Here is a 5,468-nt window from a genome sequence, read left to right as displayed (position 1 = left end):
ACTCCTTTAAATATCTACCAACAAAAAAGCCGCCTAAAAATTACTTTTTAGACGACCTCTTTTTTATTTTCTATGGTATATCAGGTTTATGTACTTTATTCCAGGTTTTGGACCGGTTTTATGTTGGCTCCACTTCAGATTTGGAGATCCGCATGGAATTCCATTGCACTTCTCCTGGTCCCAAATTTACTGGAAAGGCAAAAGACTGGGAGGTTTTTTTAAATTTTTCCTGTCAGAGTAAAAATCAAGCACTGGCGGTGGAAAAACATATAAAAACCATGAAGAGCAAGAAATATATTCAAAATTTAAAGACATACCCTGAAATGGTTGAGAATCTTAAAAGGAGATTCTGTTAATCAGAGCCCCGATAGCTATCGGGGTTGGTTCGAGCCCAAGAGGAGGAGCAAAACAGAGCCCCACATTTTTGATGTGTGGCTTTTTTGGTTTTCTATGGTACATCAGGTTTACGTACTTTATTCCAGGTTTTTGGATCGGTTTTATGTTGGCTCCACTTCAGATTTGGAGATCCGCATGGAATTCCATTGCACTTCCCCTGGTCACAAATTCACTGGAAAGGCAAAAGATAGCAATTCAGAATATTTCTTCCGAAGCTTCAGCGCCTGGAAAAGTTAATCTTCTAATTACAATTCAGACCTAACAGGTTTTTAAAACCTGTTAGGTCTGAATTGTAATTAGACGGAACTAATTATATATAGACTTGATGAATTCCTGGTACTTTTCGATGATCATTTTTCGCTTCAGCTTAAGGGTAGGCGTTAACTCTCCTCCTTCAATAGTCCAGGCATTAGGGATCAACCGGAACTTCTTGATTTGCTCCACCGGATTAAAATGCTTGTTGAAATGAATAACAGAGGCGCCAATCAATTCTTTTGCGTGCCGGTCTTCCAATACCTTTTCGTTTCCGGGATATGGTTTGTCTTGTTCCAGGTACCATTTTTTGAGAGCTTCAAACGCAGGGACCACGAGCGCACCCACAAACTTTTGTAGCTCACCCACCACCATGATCTGCTCGATCCATGGGCTTTCTACCATCTTATTTTCAATGGGCTGAGGTGCTACAAATTTTCCGCCGCTGGTTTTGATCAATTCTTTCTTCCTGTCGGTGATCTTTAGGAATTTGCCGTCAATAAATGTTCCGATATCGCCGGTGCGCAGCCATTCGCCCTCCATCACTTCTGCAGTGAGATCGGGACGTTTGTAATAGCCCATCATTACGTTAGGACCTTTGCAAAGAATTTCACCGTCTTCAGCAATTTTAACCTCTACACCTTTTAAAAGTGGCCCCACAGTACCGAACATCCTGTTCTTTTCATTGTAGCGATTTCCACTAATAATGGGAGAGGCTTCGGTTAAACCATAGCCTTCCTGTATCACGATTTTGGCGGCGGTGAAGATCTTTAACAGGCGTACCTGGCATGCAGCCGCACCTGTGATAATAGATTTCACTTCTCCTCCCAGGGCATCTCTCCACTTACTAAAGATAAGTTTATCGGCCACGGCAAGTTGAAATTTATAGCTCAGGCTCTTGGGTTTGTTGATCTTAAATTCCTCGGCCAGTTTTAAAGCCCAGAAAAAGAGTTTTCTTTTTATTCCGGTAAGTTCGTTGCCCTTTGCAAGTATGCCTTCATAAACTTTTTCCAGGAGTCGTGGAACTGTGGTGAAAAGCGTGGGTTTTACTTCTTTTAGATTTTCTGAGATCTTCTCCATGCTCTCGGCATAGTACACAGCTGCCCCGCTGTAAAAGAAACAGTAAGTTGCCATTCTTTCAAAGCCGTGGTTAAGGGGGAGAAAACTTAATACTTTCTTGTGTTTGACCCCCACTTCCTGGATAACATGTGCCGCACCCAGAGAATTGCTTACAATGTTGCCGTGGGAGAGCATAACGCCTTTTGGAGTCCCGGTAGTGCCCGAAGTATAAAGAACGGTCGCAAGATCTGTCTCTTTAACAGAATCTTTGCTCTGGGTTACCTGCAGTTTAAGTTGGGGTGTTACATCGATCATCAAATCGGTTAGCTGCGGAATTCCGGGAACCGGTTTGAAAGAATAGATCTGTTCTAAAGCCGGCAGCTCTTCTCGTATTTCAACGATCTTTTGGTAGAGCGCAGCGTCTCCTACAAAGATCATTTTCACACTGGCATCGGCAAGGATAAATTGCAGTTCGTGGTTGGTAATGTTGGGGTAAACAGGTACAGACACTGCTCCGGTTTGTTGAATAGCCATATCGGCCATTATCCATTCGGGGCAGTTCTGGCTAATAATGCCAATTTTATCTCTACCTTCTATGCTTCCGTCACCACCCGAAAATCCCATTTTTAAGAGTGCAGCACTTATCTGCTCAATTTTTTGTCCTACTTCGGCGGTGCTGTATTTTCTCCATGTTCCATTTTCTTTAGCGGCAAGCATATCGGGCAGGGGAAAATGTTCAAGCTGAAAGCTAAGGCAGTCAAACAGGCGTTTCGGAAATTCGGTAGAAGTTGTTTTTTGGTCCATATGTCAATCCTCACTAATCTTTTATTGCAGAAAATAGCCGAAAAGTCTTCTGTTGTTATGACTTATTCGGGAAGTGCAAAAATATTGCATAATCAAACATTTAGGGAGGGAAGCAGGTACTTTTTTTGCATGGGCCTCATTTCTTTTTCCGCAGATAAATTCAGAAAAAAGGAAAGCCGGTCATGTTACTCACATGCCGGCTTTATATACCTGTCAAAAAGGGGAAAACTGGTTAGCTTTCTTCTCCCAGTTCTACTGCCCTGTCAAAAGCGGCGTAGGCGGCTTCTTTGATAAGTTCTTTTACATTGTTGTCATCCATAGAATCTAGCGCTGCCCTTGTAGTACCACCTTTTGAGGCCACGCGATCCATCCATAGTGTTGGGGAAAGATCGTTCTGGTTAAAGAGTTCTACCGCACCTTCAAAGGTTTGGCTCACCAGCACTCTTGAATCGTGCTCCGAAAAGCCCATTTTTAAGGCCGCTTCAAGCATAGAGTTCATAAAGTAGAATACGTACGCAGGTCCACTTCCCGAAATTCCCGTAGAGGCGTCAATGAAGTTCTGGTTCTTCACATGGATAGATTCTCCTGTAGTGTCAAGAAGGTTTCTCACCATCAATAATTCTACTCTCGAAACTTCTTTTGATTCGGTGTAGGAGGTAACTCCTTTTCCAACCTGAGCCGGTAGGTTAGGCATTGACCTTACTACTTTTTTGATGCCCAGGCCATTTTGTATAGTCTCAATGGTAACTCCAGCCATTAAGGAAACCGCGATTTGCTCCTTGTTCATCATCGGTTTCATTCTTTCAAATAGTTCCTCGCTGTGGTATGGTTTTACAGCAATAAAGATTAGATCGGCCTGGGGTAAAGCATCTTCCAGTTGTTCGTGTACATCAAAGATCCCCATGTCCTTCAGCAAAACAATTTTATCTGGCGAGACATCGTAAATCATGAGCTTACGCTGATTTAAAAATGTTGATGAGGCCATGCCTTCTGCATAAGTGAGGCCCATATTTCCTGCTCCAATAACTAAAACTTTCATTACTTCTAATATTTTATAGTGTTTGTGCAAAGACTGTACAGGACAAGCCTTAAATAAAATTAATTCTGAAATTCTTTACCTGTCATGACGTAGTTCACTGATAGCAAGGGATTTGTTTATGGTATTTTATTTCTGAAGTGACCGACATATCGTCAAAAACCTGAAAATCCGTCAGTAGTAGGAAGGCTTCCGAAGGGGAAGTCGTTGTTTTTATTGATATATTTGGCTGAAACTGATCTTAAAAATTTATTACACGCATGAAAAAACTTTCGGGATTATTCACCCTGTGTCTGCTTTTGTCGGCTCACTTCTCATTTGCACAATCAAAAGATGAAGTTATACAGAATATTGTAAAGGAGGCCGAGCAAAATTCGAAGCTTGAGGAGTTGGCGCACCAGTTGCTTGACAGCATTGGGCCACGCCTGGTAGGAACACCACAAATGAACAATGCTCATAACTGGGCCGTAAAGAAATTTGAAAGCTGGGGCATCCCTGCCGAAAAGCAGAAGTGGGGAGAATGGCGCGGCTGGGAACGCGGTATTACCCATATTGACATGGTTGAGCCACGACTGCAAACCCTTGAAGGGAGACAGCTTGCCTGGAGCCCTTCTACCGGAAAAAAACCTGTAACCGCCGAGGTAATTACGCTGCCCGAGACAGTTTCCGATTCTATGGCTTTTCAAAACTGGCTGCCACAGGTAAAAGGTAAATTTGTCCTCATTTCTATGCAGGAGCCAACCGGAAGACCCGATTATAACTGGGAAGAATATGCTACCGAAGCTTCTTTTGAAAAGATGAAGCGCGAGCGCAGTGAACAATCTGAAGCCTGGAGAGATAAATTCAGTACTATGGGCTATACCTCCCGGACTTTACCTGCTGCACTTGAGAAAGCCGGTGCTGTTGGAGTGATTACTTCCAACTGGTCTGAAGGTTTTGGGGTAAACAAGGTTTTTGGAGCTTACACAAAAGAGGTGCCTACTCTTGATCTCGCTCTTGAAGATTACGGAATGCTTTACAGGCTGGCAGAAAATGGAAGTAAGCCTAAAATTAAGGTTACCGCCCAATCTAAAGAACTGGGAATGGTGCCTACATTCAATACAATTGCTACTATTAAAGGAACCGAATTACCTGAAGAATACGTGGTGCTTTCGGCGCATTTTGATTCTTGGGATGGCGCTACCGGGGCGACAGATAATGGAACCGGAACTATCGTGATGATGGAAGCTGCCCGAATTCTTAAGGAATATTACCCTAACCCTAAAAGATCAATTATCATTGGGCTTTGGGGTAGCGAAGAGCAGGGGCTTAACGGGTCACGCGCATTTGTGGAAGATCACCCGGAAATTGTAGATAATATTCAGGCGGTATTCAACCAGGATAACGGAACCGGAAGAGTGGTGCGTATCACCGGGAATGGGTTCTTGCACGCTTATGATTACCTCGAAGACTGGCTTTCAAAAGTGCCCGATACGGTTGCCGATCATGTACAGACTACCTTCCCCGGAAGACCGGGTCGTGGGGGGTCAGATTATGCTTCTTTTCTTGCAGCAGGAGCTCCGGCTTTTAATCTAACTGCTTTAGACTGGGCTTACTGGAACTATACCTGGCATACAAACCGCGACACTTACGATAAGATCGTCTTTGACGATGTGAGAAATAACGTCATTCTTACAGCTGTACTTACTTATATGGCGAGTGAAGACGACGAAAAGGCATCGAGAGAACAAATCAAACTACCAATCAATACCCGTACAGGAGAACAGGAGACATGGCCTGAGCCACGATCTCCCAATCGCCGTGGCGGAGTGGAATAAGAAAAAGATAATCAGGAGAACAGGCTTTCCTGATTATTTGTATTAAGCTGCAGAAGGTCCTTTCACCTAAGGTGTCAAAAAGGGGATTTTCTGCAGCTTATTTT

Annotated in this window: 5 protein-coding genes; 3 read left to right on the top strand and 2 right to left on the bottom strand. The window is 43.4% G+C overall.

The features are described from left to right. Both ACQ93I_RS16990 and ACQ93I_RS16985 read left to right on the top strand, forming a co-directional pair. A partial coding sequence (locus ACQ93I_RS16990) for a GIY-YIG nuclease family protein (RefSeq protein WP_431699566.1) occupies positions 1 to 356 on the top strand: 356 nt, incomplete at its 5' end. 94 nt (positions 357 to 450) lie between these two features. Then, positions 451 to 633: a GIY-YIG nuclease family protein gene (locus tag ACQ93I_RS16985; protein ID WP_431699565.1), complete on the top strand. Its 183-nt coding sequence runs from the start codon at positions 451 to 453 to the stop codon at positions 631 to 633. Between the two features lie 69 nt (positions 634 to 702). Here the strand turns inward: ACQ93I_RS16985 and ACQ93I_RS16980 are convergent, their stop codons facing one another. Beyond that, on the bottom strand, positions 703 to 2,511 hold the full coding sequence (locus ACQ93I_RS16980; protein WP_431699564.1) for an AMP-dependent synthetase/ligase: 1,809 nt from the start codon (positions 2,509 to 2,511) through the stop codon (positions 703 to 705). A gap of 232 nt (positions 2,512 to 2,743) precedes the next feature. Beyond that, positions 2,744 to 3,550, bottom strand: a complete 807-nt coding sequence (proC, locus tag ACQ93I_RS16975; RefSeq protein WP_431699563.1) for a pyrroline-5-carboxylate reductase — start codon at positions 3,548 to 3,550, stop codon at positions 2,744 to 2,746. A gap of 257 nt (positions 3,551 to 3,807) precedes the next feature. On the opposite strand from proC, the gene ACQ93I_RS16970 reads away from it, so the two are divergent. Continuing rightward, positions 3,808 to 5,364, top strand: coding sequence for a M20/M25/M40 family metallo-hydrolase (locus ACQ93I_RS16970; protein ID WP_431699561.1), 1,557 nt, complete (start codon positions 3,808 to 3,810; stop codon positions 5,362 to 5,364). Positions 5,365 to 5,468: the final 104 nt, after the last annotated feature.

It is taken from the genome of Salinimicrobium sp. WS361, assembly GCF_050750585.1.
In the GTDB taxonomy this organism is placed as follows: Bacteria; Bacteroidota; Bacteroidia; order Flavobacteriales; family Flavobacteriaceae; genus Salinimicrobium.
This window is presented reverse-complemented; position numbering and strand designations above follow the sequence as displayed.